Annotated in this window: 14 protein-coding genes; 5 read left to right on the top strand and 9 right to left on the bottom strand. The window is 34.5% G+C overall.

Annotation, left to right across the window (positions count from 1 at the left end):
* Positions 1-116: 116 nt before the first annotated feature.
* A complete protein-coding gene (locus UABHE_RS16415; RefSeq protein WP_372371412.1) occupies positions 117-1103 on the bottom strand; it encodes a 3-oxoacyl-ACP synthase III family protein in 987 nt (328 codons plus the stop codon).
* Positions 1104-1212: 109 nt separating this feature from the next.
* On the opposite strand from UABHE_RS16415, the gene UABHE_RS16410 reads away from it, so the two are divergent.
* The 3 genes from UABHE_RS16410 to UABHE_RS16400 all read left to right on the top strand — a co-directional run bounded on the left by UABHE_RS16410 (position 1213) and on the right by UABHE_RS16400 (position 3810).
* Positions 1213-2679 (top strand): sodium:solute symporter family protein, encoded by a 1467-nt coding sequence (locus UABHE_RS16410; RefSeq protein WP_372371411.1) that lies wholly within the window; start codon positions 1213-1215, stop codon positions 2677-2679.
* Positions 2680-2909: 230 nt separating this feature from the next.
* Positions 2910-3128, top strand: a complete 219-nt coding sequence (locus UABHE_RS16405; protein ID WP_372371626.1) for a hypothetical protein — start codon at positions 2910-2912, stop codon at positions 3126-3128.
* A gap of 13 nt (positions 3129-3141) precedes the next feature.
* The gene (locus UABHE_RS16400; protein WP_372371410.1) at positions 3142-3810 is read left to right on the top strand and encodes a WD40 repeat domain-containing protein; all 669 of its coding nucleotides are present in this window, start codon (positions 3142-3144) and stop codon (positions 3808-3810) included.
* A gap of 42 nt (positions 3811-3852) precedes the next feature.
* On the opposite strand, the gene UABHE_RS16395 is transcribed toward UABHE_RS16400, so the two are convergent.
* The 7 genes from UABHE_RS16395 to UABHE_RS16365 all read right to left on the bottom strand — a co-directional run bounded on the left by UABHE_RS16395 (position 3853) and on the right by UABHE_RS16365 (position 15232).
* A complete protein-coding gene (locus tag UABHE_RS16395) occupies positions 3853-4665 on the bottom strand; it encodes a hypothetical protein (protein WP_372371409.1) in 813 nt (270 codons plus the stop codon).
* Between the two features lie 135 nt (positions 4666-4800).
* The gene (locus UABHE_RS16390; protein ID WP_372371408.1) at positions 4801-5808 is read right to left on the bottom strand and encodes a DUF4255 domain-containing protein; all 1008 of its coding nucleotides are present in this window, start codon (positions 5806-5808) and stop codon (positions 4801-4803) included.
* A gap of 85 nt (positions 5809-5893) precedes the next feature.
* Positions 5894-7873 carry an ATP-binding protein gene (locus tag UABHE_RS16385; RefSeq protein WP_372371407.1) on the bottom strand — a complete coding sequence of 660 codons (1980 nt, stop codon included), beginning with the start codon at positions 7871-7873 and terminating at the stop codon, positions 5894-5896.
* Positions 7851-8897: a hypothetical protein gene (locus UABHE_RS16380; RefSeq protein ID WP_372371406.1), complete on the bottom strand. Its 1047-nt coding sequence runs from the start codon at positions 8895-8897 to the stop codon at positions 7851-7853. Before UABHE_RS16380 ends, UABHE_RS16385 begins: the two co-directional genes overlap by 23 nt.
* Positions 8898-8908: 11 nt before the next feature.
* Positions 8909-13171: an SUMF1/EgtB/PvdO family nonheme iron enzyme gene (locus UABHE_RS16375; protein WP_372371405.1), complete on the bottom strand. Its 4263-nt coding sequence runs from the start codon at positions 13169-13171 to the stop codon at positions 8909-8911.
* 476 nt (positions 13172-13647) lie between these two features.
* Positions 13648-14109, bottom strand: coding sequence for an SAM-dependent methyltransferase (locus UABHE_RS16370; protein WP_372371624.1), 462 nt, complete (start codon positions 14107-14109; stop codon positions 13648-13650).
* 70 nt (positions 14110-14179) lie between these two features.
* Positions 14180-15232: a hypothetical protein gene (locus UABHE_RS16365; RefSeq protein ID WP_372371404.1), complete on the bottom strand. Its 1053-nt coding sequence runs from the start codon at positions 15230-15232 to the stop codon at positions 14180-14182.
* A gap of 807 nt (positions 15233-16039) precedes the next feature.
* Here UABHE_RS16365 and UABHE_RS16360 point away from each other — a divergent pair.
* Complete coding sequence (locus UABHE_RS16360; protein ID WP_372364909.1) at positions 16040-17077, top strand: IS982 family transposase; 1038 nt, start codon at positions 16040-16042, stop codon at positions 17075-17077.
* Positions 17078-17209: 132 nt separating this feature from the next.
* Here the strand turns inward: UABHE_RS16360 and UABHE_RS16355 are convergent, their stop codons facing one another.
* Positions 17210-18472, bottom strand: coding sequence for a PQQ-binding-like beta-propeller repeat protein (locus UABHE_RS16355; RefSeq protein ID WP_372371403.1), 1263 nt, complete (start codon positions 18470-18472; stop codon positions 17210-17212).
* A 117-nt stretch (positions 18473-18589) separates the two neighbouring features.
* Between UABHE_RS16355 and UABHE_RS16350 the strand changes: the two genes are divergently transcribed.
* Positions 18590-19090, top strand: coding sequence for a GNAT family N-acetyltransferase (locus UABHE_RS16350; RefSeq protein ID WP_372371402.1), 501 nt, complete (start codon positions 18590-18592; stop codon positions 19088-19090).
* Positions 19091-19374 lie beyond the last annotated feature (284 nt).

The raw sequence follows: 19374 nt of genomic DNA, 5'->3' as shown, positions 1-19374 counted from the left end.
GCAAATCGTACACAACAAGTTTAAGTCTTATAACTTAAACTTGTCATACTTCCGTTTCTTTGCTACTTCCAACCGTAGTTTGTCCATAGTAATTACAAGTAATGGTTACCTACAGTTTATAAACGAAAAGCAGTTCCTGCTTGATTATAACCTACACCTGAACCAACAAGCACTACAAGATCTCCCGTCTTGGCTTTTTTCTCTTCTAAAGCGTCGTGCAAAGCCATTGGAATACACGCTGAACCTGTGTATCCCCATTTCTCCATAACACAGTGAGTTTTTTCCCACGGAATTTCTAGTTTTTGCATTACTTTTTCGATTGTTCTCTTACGTACTTGGGTAAAAATAAATAATGACACATCAGATAACTCAAAATTGCCGCGCTCTGCGAGTTCGTTAACAATTTTAGGCCAGCCATCTTCATTGACAGATGGTGGATATTTATTGAGCATTTTTACTTGTGTACGCCCTGCTGCGATTGCTTCACTACTTGCTGGCTCTACAGTACCTCCGGCATAAATTCCCCAGTCCATCGCATAACTTCCATCTGAGAGAAACGATGAAGCGATAAAGCCAGGAGTGTCTTTTGCTTCTAAAACAACAGCTCCAGCTCCATCTCCATAAAAAAAGGACATTATGTCTTTTTCGTCAGCAAAACGGCTCATTAAATATGCACCTATTACTAAAATATATTTGTAGCTTGTATTTGCTGCCATTAAACCACTTGCTATAGAAAAAGCACTGGGAAACGAGGAGCAAGCACATCCTACATCAAACGTTCCGGCATTTTTTGCTCCTAACTTGTGAGCAGTAATCACACTTGTCGAAGGCGTTATATAATCTGGTGAGTCAGTTCCCACAATCACAATACTAATATCTTCTGGTTTTAAACCGGCTGCGGCAATGGCTTTCTCTCCAGCCTTTGCTGCCATATCAGAAGTTGCAAAATTCTTAGGGGCACGCCACCTAGTATAAATCCCGCTTTTTTGAGCCATTTTTTCAACAAAATCAGGATTGTCAGAGAATCTTTGTTGTAAAACAGAATTTGGCAATTCTTCTTCTGGAACATAGACCCCTGAACTTTTAACACATGCATATTTCATAAGATTACTCGCTTTACTGTTTTTGCCAAATTTAAGCTTGGCGCATGGATTGATTTGCAATAAAATGATGAAAACTCATCTGTGAATTTTTAAATTTAAGGAACATGTTATGGAAATAATACCTGTTATTTTTAAATATTTTATCACCCTGCTTTATGTAGGATCAACGTTTTTCTTATCCTACATTGGTATGAAAAAAACCAAAGACCTCAAAGGTTTTTCTATTGGCAACAAAGACATGAGCCCAATTCTTGTTGGAATTACAATGGCTGCATCAATATCTTCAACAGCAACTTTTGTTATTAATCCAGGCTTTGTTTATAATCATGGCTTTTCAGCATATCTGCATTACGCCGTAGCAGCAACACTAGGCATTATCACTGCACTTGTTACCTTAAGTAAAGGATTTCGTAAATTGGGTGCTGAGCATGGGAGCTTAACGATTCCACACTGGATTCGCCACCGTTACGGCAGTAAGATGCTTGGTCTTTTTTTTGCCGTAATTAATTTATTCAGTATCGCTTTTATTGTTCTCATTTTGTCCGGTTGCGCTATTCTAACCTCCGATTTATTCGGAATCTCAGAAACTTTGGCACTTGCAATAGGCTTACTGTTTACTTTTTCTTATGTGCTAATGGGTGGAACATATGCCCACGCTTACACAAACTCTCTGCAAGGTATTTTAATGATCTTAGTTGCTATTATACTATTTTTTAGTGGCTGGGAATACTGGCAAAATGGTTTTTTTAGTGAAATGCAAAATATTAGCGACAATTTTGCGAGCATGTATAATTCTGTTCCGTTTAGTAAGACTACACCACTCTACTACAGTTTTTTCTCTGTATTTGCAAGTGGTTTTTTAATTTCATTTGCTCTAATGTTCCAACCTCATATATTAACGAAAGTTCTATATATCAAAGAAGAAAAAGATGTCAATAGATTCTTAGTAACAACTCTTATTGTCGGTTCGATATTTACTTTAATGTTATTTGTTGGATTCTATGCTCGTTTTGAAGGATTAGAAATTGGTCGTCAAGACAGAGTAGTCAATGACTACATCAAACACATATATAGTAGTAGTATTGGTGGGCAATGTATGCTCGCATTTATCGCAGTAACGCTACTTGCGGCAGGGATGTCAACTCTCGATGGAATCCTAGTTTCGTTATCAGCAATGGTAGTAAACGATATCTATTTACCACTAACCAATAAAGATGACGGTGAAATGTCGGCTTTTGGTCTTGCTCTTTCGCGTTATGTGCTCATTGCTATAGGTTTAGTCGCATTTGCTCTTGCAATTAAGCCTCCACTTCTCTTAGGAATATTTGCTCAACAAGGTGTTTATGGATTAGCCGCAGCAAGCTTTGTCCCTATTCTAATGGGTGTATTACTAAAAAGAAAAATACCAACGTTTATTGTATGGCTCGCTGCGACAATAGGAGTAGGTGGACATTTATTTCTAAACCTCTATTGGGGAGTTAAAAACCCTAGCGTTTCTTCTAGCATTGCTATGCTAGTAAGTTTAGGAATTACTCTAGTCCTCCTCGCTATAACATATCAGTCAAACAAAGAATAATACTTTGTCGTATTTAGGTATGTCGGTATTTATTGCTCTTTAGAAAACAAGACAATATCAAAATGGAATATTTGTCCAGAAAAGCTATCTATAAAATCTTCACCTACGTTTACTTTAGAAAGGCATACCGATATTATTAGCGATCTATGTCTCCACAACGATACTTTGCTTTCATGTTCGTTTGATAAAACTGTTGGTATTTGGGGTTTAGAAGATCAAAACGATAACCAATTTACGATGGCTGGGTAAGCGCAATGTGTTTAGATAATAATACACTTTATACTGCTTCCTGGGATTCATCGATACGCGTTTGGAACCTCAATAATATTAATAATCCACTTTATGCACTTAAAGGACATAGCAACGATATAGAAAGCTATTCTGTAAGTTCAGATAAACAAAATATTATCTTGGGGAAAAGATCACTTTGCAAAGATTTGGGATCTTAAAAAAGGAACATTGATGCATTCTATTCCTAGGCAAAAAGGTCATCTAGAGAGTATTGCAATTACTCCTGACACAAAAAGATTTATTTCTGCAGGAGGAAGTGAAGGAACTACCATAGAAGTTTGGGATACTACAACAGGCAAATGCATTGAGAACTTAGATAGCGAAAAGAGTCGCATTATGTGTGTAGCTGCAAATCATAACGCAAACACTATTGTTGCTGGGCATATGGATGGTACTATTTGGCTACGCGATGATAAAATAAAGCGAATAAAAGCACATAGTGGTTATATAAAATCAATTGCAGTGGAACATAGTGGACAAAAAATTGTTTCAAGCGGTAGCGACGGTTTTTTACGTTTTTGGGATACCACAACACTCGCATTATTACATGAGGTTTCGACGTCTAATCCAGTCGATAAAATGATTGCTTATGCCACGTACGTCGTTTGTCAAGTAGAAGAAGCTTCTCAAGCGTGGACTTTTACAGGACAAAAATGTGATACAGTACAAGAGAAACATTCGTTTGACATAGATAATTCTGGAGAATTTATGTGTATAAAATACAATGGACTTAGTGCTTATTTTCCTATTTTATTAAAAGATACGCAGTTAGTAGATGATTGTGTAATCGGTTACAATAATAATAATTTATATGTTTTACAGTTAAAACAAAATAAATAGAGTTTGAACGATAACCAGACATATTGTCTGGTTATCGTCTACTTACTTTGTGTCTTTGTAAATCAATATAAAGTTGGTTACGGAAGCAGGCTTACCACCTTCTGCAGTAAGATTAAGCTTTAACTCAGTGTTGCTTTGTACAGGTAAATTGATTTTATAAATGTAGCGACCATTGAATTTAATAGAAAATTCAGGATGGAAGACTGTATCATTTACTAACAACTCAACATTTCTAAACTCATGGTCAACAATAAGAAGGGCGATTTGTGGACTCAGACCTTTTGGATTAATACTTTGCGGCTTAGTACTTACATAACCACTATCATCTGTATTGTCTTTAAAATTTAGTCTAAATGTACCATCATCCCCACCAATCAAAGCTTCTGCAAGTGGACTGATCTTTTCTTCTGTATTGCGAACAGTTCCTAGCATTTTTGAATCTTTGCTACTTACTTTTCCAGAAGACCTGATAGTCATTTTCATCATCATAGGTTTTTGCAACCAGCCCCATCGCCATTCAACTACAATCAAGCATTTAAATGAAGTATTGCTTTTCCCTGTAAGTTTCATGGTCATGTATTTTGTCTTGGTATTTGTATTTTGAGTGCTCTGCATTACACCAGCTTTTAGAGGACCATTCCAATACTGAACACCTTTACCATTAGTGATTAGTAAATTATCTGCATCTGTATCTATTAACTTAATTTTGCGAATTTTAACATTATAACCATCAAATTCGCCTTCTGAGCTATAAATGCCATTTGCATCTGTTTTGTCCTCAAACTCATAATCGTACTCAGCACATACAACAAAGTTAGCAAGCGCTAAACTTAGTAATATAACAAAATATCTCAATTGTGTTCTCCTTTTGTCAGGCCACTTATAAAATAAACTCTAAATATGTTAGTGTGTCTGTAAGACACAAATTATTGTAGATTCAACTAATGCTTATTGTCAAGATCATTTCTGTAGATAGCCAAACTCTTCCCATTATGACTTAGTGTTTTCGCTATCATCTTCATCGTCTTCTTCATCGTCTTCATCGTCGCCGTCTTCATCATCGTCGCCGTCTTCATCATCGTCATCTTCATCTTCATCTTCATCTTCATCTTCATCTTCATCTTCGTCGTCTTCATCATCATCGTCGTCGTCTTCATCATCATCGTCGTCGTCTTCATCATCATCGTCGTCGTCTTCATCATCATCGTCGTCGTCTTCATCGTCATCGTCATCGTCATCGTCGTCGTCACCGTCTTCATCCTCGTCGTAATCGTCTTCGTCTTCGTCTTCATCTTCATCTTCATCTTCGTCGTAATCTTCGTCCTCGTCCTCATCTTCTTCTATATAGGCTTTTCGCTGCTCTTCCCATAATTTTTTCATGTGTTCAGTACGCGCTTTTTTCTTCGCTTCTTTTATTTTTTCTTCTTCTTTTTTTAACTCTTCAATATCTTTAACATCAATAATTCTTTTTGCTACTAACTTAGCTTCAGCAGCTTTACTTGAAGGAATTTGCACTGGAGTTATTACATAATGGGCAGCCAATTTAAATTTTTCTTTCATTACTGAACCAAGTAGTGGCTGTGTTTCCTCTGTGCCTTTCAAATTTTGCAAAACCTTTACGCGTGTATTTCCTGTCGTCTCAAGATCACCTTCAAGCATATCACCTTTTAAATTTGAGTAATCGTGAAGTGTTGCCATAATTCTTTCGAGTAGCATTAACTCCGTTTCATAATCCTTTGCATACGGAATCACCATATAGTGAAGATCCATAATTAAAGGTGGATCAATCATTTTGTTTTTCTCGTACCTTGGTGGTACATTGCGCATATGAACATTTGGTTGAAACCGATAAAGAAACATACATATTTGTGTGCTTCCTGAAGATTCAACTTGGTCGGGTTGACTAAAAATAATCGAATTCTCATCTACCAAACTCGATAAGTTTTTTGACAATAATTTTTTTAATGTTGTATTAATATCTCGAAAAACAGTGGACATAATAATTCCAAAAAATTAAGAAAATGAAAAAAGAAATTCACATGCACAGTTAAAACAAATGTTACAAATATTAGTATTCCTATTCCTACACATAAGGGGCAAAATCTGAATCTAAAAATGCTTTTCCTATTTTTTGATACTCGCGGCGAATTGACTGGATAATATGAGACATTTGTAAAACTTTGTCTTGCTTTGCAGCATAAAAACAAGCTAACCAAGCAATATTCTTTATGTAGCCACCTGAAAGATTCACTTTATCAGCCAAAAAAGCATAATCTATATTTTTTTTAGGCACTTCTTCAGGAAATATTTTTTTCCATATTCCCACTCGTTGTTTTGTATTTGGGTGAGGAAACTGTACAACAAAATTCATTCGACGAACAAATGCCTTATCTAAATTTTCAACTAAATTAGTTGCTAAAATAATGACGCCGCTATGCTCTTCTATTTTTTGTAGTAGATAACTAACTGTTACGTTAGCATAACGATCTTGAGCACGTTGAACTTCTCCTCTTTTGCCAAATAAAGAATCGGCTTCGTCAAAAAACAAAATACTATTAGTATTTTCTACTTGTTCAAAAACCACTTTTAATTTTTTTTCCGTCTCACCAATATATTTATCAACAATACTAGCAGTGTCTATTTTGTATAAACTCATCTTGTTACTACCGGCTAAAATATTTGCGGTCATCGTTTTTCCTGTTCCTGGACCACCACTAAAAACGACATTTATTCCTTGTTTGCCAGCTAACTTGCTTTGAAAATTCCAATTATTAAGTACAAAGTCTTTGTGTTCAATGCAGTAACTAATTTCTTTTAACTCTTGCTTCTTGCTTTTAGAAAAAACAGCATCTTTCCATTTATAATGAGGTGCAACATACTCAATTAGATTTGATTTTTTAGGTGCCACAAATTCTTTGCATATTTCAGCCAAGGTTTTGTTTTTAGTCTTCCACTTATCAAAACACATCTTAATTTGCGAAAAAGACAGCGAGTATTTTTTAGCAAGCGAATCTACTTCAGTATCTTTTAAAGAGTTCTTTACAAAAAGATTCCATATTTGCAAACGCTCTTTATATTTTGGAATAGATACGTGGTACACTTCGTATTCAGGTCCACAAAGATTCTCTCCACAAAAATACATCGGAACCAATTGATTTCTAAAATAACGCATCAACATATCACGTAGCGCGTGGTTAGAAACAGCACTTCCATTACCAAAAAATACACAGGCTTTTCGCAATCGTACTTCTCTAAATACTAAATCAAGAGTACTATAAAAATCATTTTGTAATAAAATTTCATCTAGATAACACACAATAACTTCTCTTTGGGTCAAATGATGTATCCAACGAACCTTTTCTTGCAAACATATACCAGTCAACCATGTAATTTGGTTCGTTGGTATATTTATAAGTTCTTGAGGAGAAATATTGAGATATTTTGGTTGATAAATTTCTATAAATTTTTTAACTCTCATATCAATACAATCAATACAAAATAACCAATCCTTAAACCTAGAATCTAAGGATAAATTATTATTATCCACATGTAGTATCTGATTGCGAATCAGTGGAGATGAACTATGAAAATAACGTTGTTTTGTAAAACGTTCCTCACTACTTCTAGAGATTGTATCTAATACCAAATCAACAGTAGGAATTTTTTGAGTAATATCATTATTTAAGTATGCGTATATTGTTTTATATTTAGGATTTATGAAACAAGATAACAACATAGACACGATAAAAATCTCATCTTCGTTTAGCTCAAAGAGGGAATGTAACTTCAAAAATGGAAAATCTTGGTGCTTCTCTATTGACATTTGTCTACGAGTAGAAATGATTTTTTTGGCTTCTTCGATACTAGAAATAAGCTGCTCATTATCACATTGAACGAATTCTTCAATATGATCCATAACCTCCCACACTTCTTCTTGAGAAATATATAGCTCTTTTGAATTTTTCTCGCGCACTAACAGCATTTTTGCTAACACTAAATTTAGGTGTTGTAAATGATCGCGAATACATTGATAGTTAGATTCATAAACGACAAGATTTGGCATTTTTCTTATTCCTAATTCGCACAAATTCTTTTTCGAAAATTTCATTACTTTGTTTTTTTGGTTTAACATCCTCGTATTTTTCGATATTTTGCTCTACTTTATTTTCTCGCAAATTCCGCAAAGTTTTTTGTATATGAACATCAACAATAGCGTCTATATTAGTATCTTTATCATCATTATTACTGGCGACCTTATTTTCAACAATGTGAGTGGATAATAATAGTTTTAGATATACATCAGTGTCTTTCTTTGCGTACTCATCAAGAAATTCTATTTCATCTAGCAAACCGTGCTCGCGTAAAAAATTTTGAATATTATAACACTGAAAATAAGCTTCTTCTGAGTTAGGAAAGTAACGATGTAGAACCATTATTTCTCTCATCAATTGTTTTTTTACGTCTGTTTTTTCTGCAAAAAAGATCTTATTTATAAATGCAAAACTAATATCCCAAATATGAAATATTGCAAATGGAAACAAAAACACAAACAATGTTGTTACAAGTAGTGGTTGTTGCATAATTTTTACATCTGTAAAAATAAGCTCTACTAATACAACAGAGGGAAAGATACCTACGCAAAACCTAAGCCACAAATTCGTTTTTATAGCCGTTGTTAAGGCGTAATCATCAACAAGATCTTTTAATTCATATAACAAATAAAGACTATTTGCAACAAAAACAGAGCTCAATAAAATACCATGATGAGTAATGGACACTGAACTCAAATTAAAAGAGGCTAGAATACTAAATACTAAAAATCCAATAAAACCAGTGGTAAAAATGACTAATGAAAAACGTGTAAGTGTCAAAGAAAAAAACGATGTCTCTTTTACAAGGTTTTCTAACAATGCTGGAGAAATAAGTTTTTGTAATTCAGAGTGTAATTTTTGCAAACTACTTACATGTTTTTGCGAAAAAGCTATTTCCATTTGTATACTTACTTGAGACGGTAATTCCTTTTGATGTTTTTGCAAATAAGAAATCATCGTGTAACATTCTTCGAGTAATTTTTTTTGTATATCCATAATACTAACCTTTAACGAACACCTCTTAGCCAGTCACGTATGATACTAGGATTTTCTTCTATCCATGTGGTAATAATCTCAGTAATTTCTGGACCTGAAGCTGTTTTAGTAATACTTTCCACTTTCAACATTAAACCCTTTAATTCTTCGATAGGAAAGTACCAATTCATTAGAAATTTGAATACTTGAGGATGTCTTTCTTTTAAATGAGAAGAAGCAAGCATATAAACAGAGGCTCTGGGATACCCGCAACTTATTTTTGAATTCTCAATATCATCTTGATTAAAACTCCACTTTTCGACATCGTATTCTGGTTCTTCTAAACGTCTCAGAGTTGACCATTCGACAATAGGGTTTGGTTCCCAGCTATAGAACAGAACAGGTTTTCTATTGAGAACTCTATCGCGAACGATATCCACAATTTCTGATTCATAAAGAGTAAGTGGATTAAGATTTAGTTGATAGCTTTTGACTTTTACCTCGTTAATTTTACTAGTTAGCCACTTGGGTTCCCCTACCCAAATATCTCCAACATCATCATTATTAATATCGAATAAATGTTCTTTTCCTTGTAAATCGCGCACATGGTAGATGTTGTGTTTGTCAGCAATGTACTCAGGAATGTAAAACCCTTGAAAAGCGTTGCGATAACTTAATCTTGCATGTATACTCTTCTTTTTTTCAACATACTCCTCAAATTTTTCTTGGTGGTTCGGTAACCACACATCAGGGTGTATATCGACAATGCCTGTTTCTAATTTTTGCCAAACTTCCAATTGAGATACAGGTAAAAATTCAACGGGAATATTAAACTCTTTTTCAATTGTGTTTTTCAATACTTTTTCAACAACAGAAGAAGCCACCCAATCCATTTTAGCGACAACAATTTTATGGTCTGTATGACGTCTAAATAAACGAAACCCAATATAATAACCTCTATAGTCTGGATAATAGCTCACTCTCGCCGCAGAACGACAATATTTGCCATGATGAAACCACAGCCCTCCACGGTAAACCTTCATCTTGCCTTTATTTGGTCCTTGAGGATTCACGACATTTGTTTTTGAGTAAGGAGCGCTCCAATCGTTACACCACTCATATAAATTACCACTCATATCATGTAAACCCCAATGATTTGGTTTTTTAGTGGCAATTTTATGAACAAATGCTTCACCTGCTTTTTCAGTATTTTCGTTATACCAAGCGTAATCGTTTATCTTTTTATAATTAGGGTCTTTTCCCCAATAAAAACGCGTTTGTGTTCCTGCTCTACAAGTATACTCCCATTCTGCCTCTGTTGGTAACCGAAAAGACTCATGAGCTTTACTCAAGAAATAGCGCTGAATATCTTCCCAACTCACATGAGAAGCAGGTGTACTCGCAGCTTCTTTGTCCGAAACTTCCAAATGATGTATTTTTCTTCCAGTAACTCCATACCACTGCTCTACAGAAACTTCTGTCTTTCCCATCCAATAAGCAGTGTCAATCGTTATAGTACGACGTAACTCATCAGTAAAACGATCTACTTCATCACTTGGAGAACCCATGAAGAACCTTGCCGGAGGAATAAACACCATTTCAAAATCAACTTTTTCAATAGTGAATGTATTTTCAACTGGGACATTATCTTGCACAGCATATGCTTTTTGGTAGTCACTGCTTAGTTTTACCTTATCATCAAAAGATAATTTCTCCCAAGCAGTGCTTGTCATATCAAGAATCCATGTGTCTTTTTTCTTAACAAAAAACATTAAATTGCGAATAAGGTCTTCATCGTATTTTTCTGCTAGGTTCAAAAACCAAGTATCCCGAAGTTCGTCTAGTTCACCTATTTCGACACGAGAGATTTTTTTGCAGTAGTTAAGCTCTTTTAGAGCGCGAACAATATCACCGCGATAAATAGCATCCCTGGCTTCTTGAATATGGCGCGTAACGGCATTTGTTTCTTCTATAGCAAAATTATGCACCCTATTTATTCGTGGATTGCTTTCATAATACTTGAGTGCTCTTTGGCAAAACTCAACACACTTTGCATATTCTTTTTTCTTAAAAGCTTCAATGATCTTAGGATAAATTGTCATAAATTCAGTATATTTTGCGATTTGATTTCGATGTTCAGTGCTAGGAGAATGTTGGCTGTATATTTTGTATATATAGGCTTCTGCGTCAGTAAGTTTCTCTTCATCTATAAGCACACGAATGGTCTTTTCATGTGCTTGAAATACGCGTTTTTCAATCAACTTCCTAAGTTCTTGTAAATAAATATCTGATTTATCCTTAGAAAGATTTTCTGCTTTTACAATTTCAGTCAAACATAGTCTATATTTTTTATCGCTAAATGCTTGTTGAGCAGCCTCATAGTGAAACTGGAACTCGTTTTTCTGACCGCGCGATATTTTTTCATCTAAAAGCTGTTTTTGCTCATAACTCAAAGCATACTTTTGCAGCGATTTGTATTCTTCCACAGCGGCAGAAAACTTTTTCTCTTCAGCTAACTTTTCTGCAATGACTAGTCCATTTTTTATAATAATAGCCGTTATCTGGGAAATTTGATAGTCTGCTTTGTCTCTATAATAACCACTTGCTTGTGTCTTAATTTTATTGAGTATAGAAAATGCTTTGCGATACTGTTCATCTTTCCTATACTTTAAAGCTTTTTCATACTCTTCTTTTTCTTTTTGAATAAGAATCTTATTTTCCAAAGATTGAAGCAAAAAGTGTGCATCTAACTGTGCATCTTCACTAACACCAAACTTAAGTACCATCGCCACTTTATAATCACCATCTCGTAAATTACGTCGGATGTCACGCAAATAAAAATAGTATTGTAATCCTCGTATTCCCTGATGTAAAGCCCCATCAGATTCCTCAATTTTTTCTTGCGCAGACTTCAACATCAAATAAGATTTATTGCTACTATTTTTCCATACCAAAATGGCTAGATCGATCAAATCTTTGGTATTTTGAGGTAAATCTTGGAGTATTTCACTTGCATGGCGCTCTTTTTTAGACATCTTGTGCAAATGTCTTCCGAGAGCAAATAACAACTTACTTTCAGCAAACTTAATATGGACACTTTGTGGATACTCTTTAGTAAATCGCGACCAATTTTTTATTTGATCACTTACTTCTTTCTTGCGCAAACTTTTACGGTACAACTTTATTTCATTGTATAAAGTTTTAAAACGAGGATCTCTTTTATTTTTCAGGCTCTTAATCAACTTGTGAACTAAATATAAATTATTTTTTGCATACGCATTTTTAATCATTTCATAAGTTTTTTGAGAAACAGCTAATTCCTCATTATTCGTTTCTCTATCGCGATTATCTTCAACAACACCACCATCTTCAACCGCTTCGTCTTCTTCTATCTGTGCAAATTCTTTTTCAAAATCGCTTTCAAAATTATCGTCTACACCCTCATTAAAATCGTTATCTACAACCTGGTCGCTTTCATCATCGCTTGAGTTTTTCCCGTCAAAGTCATCTGCAATTTCATCACTTTTATTATCGCCTGAACCCTTATCATCAAAGTCAGTATCTACAACCTCGTCATTTTCATTGACGTCTAAACCTCTATCATCAAAATCATCATCGTCGTTTGAGCTTCTGTCTTCAAAATCATTATCTGCAACTTCATCGTTTTCATTGCCATTTGAGCTTCTGTCCTCAAAATCATTATCTGCGACTTCATCGTCTTCATCGCCATTTGAACTTTTATCCTCAAAATCATTATCTGCAACTTCATCGTCTTCATCGCCATTTGAACTTTTGTCCTCAGGGTTGTTATTTTGGACTACAGCATCATCTTGATCATTGTTTTCTCTATCATAAATGTCCTTTTTTTCAACTTCGACTTTTTGTTCAAATTTTTCATGATTACGCTCATCATTTATAGTTTTATCTATGAATTTTTCGTTAGGACTTTCTTGTACTTGCTCTTCTATCTTTTTTACATTTGGTTTTGGGTTTTCTTCCCTTTTTACCAAGTCTGATACAGGATACGACACTTCCTCATTGTTCTCTGTAACTTCAATATTCTTTCGGTCTTTTGTAAACAAATCGTTATTCTTTTTATTAGCCGCTGTATCTTGTTTACTAGTGTTTTTCTCAGTGTTCATCAATACATCATTATCTTTTTTGGCAACAAAATTTGTAGTATTATCTTGGTTGAGAAATGCACTATATTTTGCTAAATACGCGGAAACATCTTGCCAAAAGAAAAGAACAGTACAAGTACACACAACTATTATCAAAAATGCTATTTTCTTCAAGTTTGCCTCCGTTATATTCAAGTTACATATTTTAAATACCTGTAAAATTTAAGTTCTTAAGGTACAAAAATTAAGAGAAATTTACATCTAAGTCACCTAACAAAAGTAGTTACATAATTCAATACGAAGATCCATTTTCTAGCGCGACAACAAGAACGCACAGCTGTAATCACACAACCAAACCAGAAAATAAAAGAATAAAGTTGAATAGATAAATACTTTTAACAGGTCACTTAAAACAAATATTGTAACATACTTAAAATCATTAAACATTAAAAAAGCGATAGTAGCATTGAACTTTCAACTATATTCGCAAATATTCCTACTCTAACAGATTTGATCGTCTACAACCCAATAACTACAAATTAACCACACCACTACATACTTAAGTTCTTCTTCGAACTGTTTCAAAAAAGTAATAACAAAATTCTAGTATTTTCAATAGTCTAGAATAGATTTTAATCTGCACTTATTTATCACAAATAGTAATTTTTCATAAGTTCGCGACTCCAAGACGGTTGCTCAATAGAACTTTTTGGCGCAAATTCTTCCATATACGGTTTTATATCTAAAACAGGTGTTTTATCAATAGCATCAAGCCCAACAACAATAACTTTAAGATCCTTTACACAAACAATTTTACAAACAGATACACCTATTTTATTTGGACGGCTCTTAGCTCTTTGTGCAAAAATACCAACTTTAGGCCAGTGCTTTTGATTTCGAGGATGTCGAGCAAGATACTGAATTTTTTCTTCGCTAACTTTGTGCATATAAAAAAGAACGACGACGTGAGAAAAACTATCAAGGGTAGCTAAAGATGCACTTGTAAATTGTTTATCATCTAAACATATAGTAGATTCTATGCTCCCCCAATGATCATCTCGAATTTGCTTTACGGAGTTTTCAATCCAACCAATAGGTTTTACTTGTATAATATCCATTTTATTTTCCTAAAATCTTTGAAAAAGGAAACAACCACAAAATAATCATTCGATAATCATCGCATCACTGGGAGAAACTTCGCTGTAATCGCGACATATCTTCCAAAAAAGTCATCATTAAATGAGTTACATTTTGCACATCACTAGTTTTTTGCCAGTTGATGTTAAAACCTATTTGATCGTTGAGTTCTGTTAAGTACCAATTTCCACCACGATCACGCATAACGTCTACAGAGAAAACCCCAAAGGAAAACATTGTTGCTATTTTAGTCGCCACAGGTTCAACTACGGAAAAAACCTCTTGTGGAAATTGCTCCACAGGATAATAAACCATGCCTTGCGGTGTTTTCAAATAAAGTTGAACAAATTGAGCAACGCCAGACTCTTTAATATAAAAAACAAAACGAACGTCGTGAAATGCCACCTCTCCCAAACCTATTTCAGGAATACCACCTTTGGTATCAACATATGCTTGAATGATGTAGGGAACTTCTGTAAACAATTCAAAAATATGCGCAATTAAGTTTTCTTCTTCTATGAGTTGTCCAAATAAATGACGTAACTGTAGCTTACCGTTTTCACGAGTAACTAAGTGAATTCCTCGCGCTTGCCAACCACTAATTGGTTTTAAAATAACCGCGTTATTGTGCTCAGCATAAAAAGAATCCATACGTTCAAAAAACTTTTGTATTTGTTCTTGTGCACTTTCTTTTTTGTGAATGCGTTCTGTTAAGGAAAAATAGTCAGCAAACTCTTCGTAACATTTCCATTTATCAGCAACAAACTCCCCTAATCTACAATCACCATAAATAAGAACACCCCGTTCACGCAAATCATTAAGTACTCGTGCATGCGTATCATCAAAACAATCAAGTTTATTAAAAACAAAATTTACAGCAACCTCTTCGACCACAGGAATCCATTTTTCTCCCTGTGGCATCCAATAACCGCAAATTTTTCCCTCGTTATAGTCTTCTGCACTTGCAAAAAACATGTTGTCTTTCTCGTTTGCTAAACCATAAAAGTGCATATACGACCGAGCAAGTGAAGAATCTGTAAACGGTGTACTATCATTGTGAACACTTGTTAATTCCGAATTAAACATAACTTTATTCATGTTACTTCTACCTATCGACAAGAAAATGTGAACTTGTATACGCAAGTTTTAACAATTTGCGAGGTCTTGCTACAATTGAAAACCACTGTACTCAATATAATTATATTGTAAAGAAGATAAATTTATGCGATGAAAATATTTACAACCTAAGGTCTAAAAATTAAAAGACTTACAAATCTTGTCATTCAAACTTGACTCGAAATCCACTATGGGAAATTGATTTTTTCTTACTGAATTTTCCAACTTTAACCGAAATAACGCAATCGCTAAGCTATTTATTTGAAAAGTTTTAAAACTTAAGTCAACGGCAAGCAGGTTCGAAGAAAAAAATAGACAAATACTTTGAATAGACCGTGTCGACATTTAGGTTTTTTTGAAATTCGAGTAATAGCGAGGCGTTTTTAAGGCGCATAGTTTTCGTTATATAACGAAAAAACAACGAAGGTAGTATTCGAAAGTGCCGAATTTGCTGGAAAGTTAAATGTCGACACGCTCTAACTAATAACAGACCCTAATTTATCGCTCAAGGAACTAGAATATGATGAAAAATTATTGAGGATTTAGATATGAGTACTTTTTTGCTTCTCGTGTTGATCGCGGTAGCCGACAAGATCATTGTTTAACATATTAACATGACTTTACAAACTTCAAATTCGCTCACAAAACTCGCCAACATTTACCATTCCTTACGCCTTGTGCGAGTTGAAAAATACAAAATAGTAAAGAAAATTTGATTTGTAGTATGCAGTAAGAAAAAAGGTATCCTATATATACCAAATAAAAAAAACAAATTTAAAGGATACCTATATGTCAAAGATACCACAGAGTAAAGAGAAACAAAAGAGTCTATTAGAATTAGTAAAAAATGTTGAAGTTAATATTGATGATGTAAAGGCAACTTTAGGCCAGTTTTCAGAAAAAGAAAAACTAAATGTTGAAGAGTTATTTATAATCGTGTACTTCATAGTAAACAACTTTTTAAATTGCATTGGCGGCCAAAAACAATTACGCAGAAGTAACAACAATAATCCCAAATTCACAGATGATGAAATAATAACACTCAATATAGTCAAAGAGCTATGTCAACAAGATTCACAAAATGCTTGGCACAGATATATTCGTAAAAATTACCTGTATCTTTTTCCAGAATTTATTTGCCGTCCGCAGTATGTAAAAAGAACATTTCGCTTGCACGAAATTATTTGTTTTTTTCAGCAGCATCTTTGTAATTTAGTAGGTGCTAACACAGGAAAGTACTATTTGGTAGATTCTTTTCCAATTTCCTTGTGTAATCTACAAAGACTTAAAAGTTCATCGCAACCATTTGAGTATTATGGGGCTAACTTTGGGCATTGTGCCTCTAAAAAGTCAAACTATTATGGCTACAAATGTCATCTTGTTTCTGATCTCAGAGGCATTCCTATATTTGCTTGTCTTACTGGAGCAAATATGTCTGATGTTAAAGCTTTTGAATTTGTTGTTCAACAGATGCTAGAACATCGTGTTATAAAAACTCATTCTCTCTGTATTAGCGATAAAGGTTACGTTGGTAAAGAGTTTCAGAAATTTATTCAGAAACAATATGGAGTTGAACTTCTTTCCATGCAGCGCGAATATAATAATCGTGGAAGTGCTCTTAATCAACTTCTCCAAAAAGCTCGAAAAATTATTGAAACTACCATTAATCTTCTAGTTAACGAATTTTCTCTTTCCGCAACTAAAAGGCGATCTATAAAAGGATTAGCTAATTCTATTAGTAACAAAATTGCTGCTTTCAATTTAGCTAATTTTCTTAATTATTTATCGGACCTCCCTGTTCTACAGGTTAAAGGTTTTGTATTTTGAACTCGCACAAGGCGTATTCCTTATAATTCCAACATCCACAGATTGAATACCTGCAGATGTTGGAAGAAAGTCATTATCTTTCAAATAAGTGATCTGACAATAGCCTATCGCAAATTCTAATCTAACAATATGCTATTTAAGATCCAGACATTTGAGATTTGTTTGGTCGCGTATAACTAATTTTCCGTCGGAAAACGCAATAGGAGCCCAAATATAATTTTGGCGGCTAGGTTCAAAAATTTGAGCTGTTGCTAACTCTTTTGCACCAGCAGGACTTGGTTCCAGTAAGTGTAGTTTACCACTTTGTCCAGCTAAAATAAGTAATAAACCATTAATGGTAATCATTCCTCCGCGCCCAATTGCTAAGCCTTTTTTACTTTCCCATAGTATTTTTCCTTGGGAATTTAAACAGGCAAGATTTGGTGGTGAACTTCCTAAATTAGCATTTTCATTTAAGTTCACATATATATGATTGTTAATAAAAACACCTGGATGTATTTGTGCGCCTTTTTTAAGACGTTTTTCCGTTTTAACTTTATACAAACTATTTTGTTTGCTAATCGTCACAACAACAGAACCACTATTATAACCTCCTGTAATAAAAAAACGATCATTTCCTAAAGGAGTTATTGTTGGAATCGGTATTGGATTCTTATATTCTTTGTATGCCCATAAAGTTTTACCTGTTTTAGGATCTACACCTGCTATTGTGCGCGGAACCATTACCACTACCTGCTCAACACCTCCAATATTATAGACCATAGGAGATACATATGTTTGTCCGCGAAATTCTTTATTATTCCACACTTCTTTGCCTGTTTTAGCATCAAGAGCCACAAGTCCTACACGTCTTGAAATACATGGTGAAAGGATAACCTTACCATCATGAAGTAAAGGCGATTGAGAAAACCCCCAGCGGTGAGGTATAGATTGAATCTTAAAACCATATGTTTTAGTTAAGCTTTTTGTCCACGCTACTTTGTGCGACTTACGGTCCACACAATATATATCACCAAAGGGACCAAATGCATAAACATGAGTATCATTTACCGCAGGTGTTGACCGTGATCCATCGTAGGAGAGACGACCACGCGCAACAAAAGAAACAGACCACAATTCCTTACCACTACCCAAAGCAAAACAACGCAAAACATCTTTTTCGTTATTCACTCGATCTAATAGAAAAACTTCCTTGTTATGGATGCATGCTCCGCCATAACCTACACCCAATTTCTGTTGCCATAAAACTTTTGGTCCATTACTTGGCCAACTACGTGCGATTTTGACATCTGCCTGTCCATAATTATTTCCCAAATAACGCGGCCAATCAGCATGAATAACGCACATTGCGGTACATGCAAGTATCACTTGCCAAACAAAATTTTTACTACGCATTTCTTTCCCTTTCAACTATAATTAGTCTATAATAGAGTACCTAAACATAAGTTCTAGGGCACCATAATATATTTTTAACACAATTTTTACTCTAAAACAAGGGAAAGGCTCAAGACCATGACTGTTGTTGTAAGACAGATAAAAAGCAATGAATGGAAATTGGCGAAACAAGTACGTTTAGATGCTCTTTGTGATTCTCCTCAAGCATTTTCCACTATATTTGAAGAAGCGCAAGTAATGCCTGACGAACACTGGCAAAAAAGAGCTGAAGATGGTGCTAAAGGAGAAAAGTCTTTTTCCACTATTGCTATAGATAACGGTGTTGGAGTTGGTATGGCTACTGGCCTTGCAGATTTAGAAAATCCATCTCTATCTTTTTTAGTTGCCATGTGGGTAAATTCCAATTATCGAGGAACAGATACGGCAACACTTATCTTAGACCAAGTAAAAATGTGGTCTACCATAAGTGGTGCTCAAGTACTTCTTGCTGGAGTAAAAGAAAGTAATCACCGTGCACAGGCTTTTTATCGCAAAGTAGGCTTTACTACGTATAACGGACAAAAGCTTTCTTCTCCCGCAGTCTGCGGTTGTGCAACAATTTTGAAGTTGCATTTATAAGTTACTTCGCTTCTACACATGTAGTAATTATTCCAGAGCTTAAAAGATAAAAATGTTGATTTTAGCATCAACGTATAAGATAATATAGAAGATCCCTAGACACAACAGCCTTTTATTTTTGAGATCTGTATTCTGGAATATAGTTACATTTTTATAGAAGATGTTATGTAATTCGTTGAGCAAAACTCAACCCAAAAACATTCGTGGAAACCCCACGGAAATATTGTTCTAACAACATACAAACGTCCGAGATAAATCTCTGGTTATTCACATATTTATTGAGC

The sequence above is a fragment of the Candidatus Uabimicrobium helgolandensis genome, assembly GCF_041508025.1.
In the GTDB taxonomy this organism is placed as follows: domain Bacteria; phylum Planctomycetota; class Uabimicrobiia; order Uabimicrobiales; family Uabimicrobiaceae; genus Uabimicrobium; species Uabimicrobium helgolandensis.
The sequence above is the reverse complement of the archived record's forward strand: the minus strand, read 5'-3'. Positions and strand labels throughout refer to the sequence as shown.